Origin of the sequence: Pseudomonas sp. SIMBA_041, assembly GCF_046535095.1 — a bacterium.
Lineage (GTDB): Bacteria > Pseudomonadota > Gammaproteobacteria > Pseudomonadales > Pseudomonadaceae > Aquipseudomonas > Aquipseudomonas mucoides.
Window position 1 is genome coordinate 1 of record NZ_JAWRXJ010000125.1, and the last position, 325, is coordinate 325.

Sequence of the window (325 nt, forward strand, 5' to 3'; positions counted from 1 at the left end):
GCGGCTCGGGCTGGATTTTGCCGACTCCGATGCCGAAATCGAAGCGACCCACCGCATGACAGTCTCGGAAATTTTCGCTACGTACGGCGAATCCTATTTTCGCGACAGTGAGCGACGGGTTCTCGGTCAGATCCTGAGCGAGGGCCCGAAAGTTGTTGCGACTGGCGGCGGTGCCTTCATGAATGCAGAGACGCGCGCAAGAATCCTGGAGAGCGGGGTGTCGATCTGGTTAAAAGCCGATTTCGACGTACTGATCCGCCGCGTGCAGCGGCATGCCAACCGGCCGCTTCTGCAAGTTCCCGATCCCGAAGGCACCCTGCGCATG

The 325-nt window shown here is 60.0% G+C and carries 1 protein-coding gene; it reads left to right on the forward strand.

The window, feature by feature from the left end:
• A partial coding sequence (locus SB725_RS30530; protein ID WP_410923082.1) for a shikimate kinase occupies positions 1 to 325 on the forward strand: 325 nt, incomplete at both ends.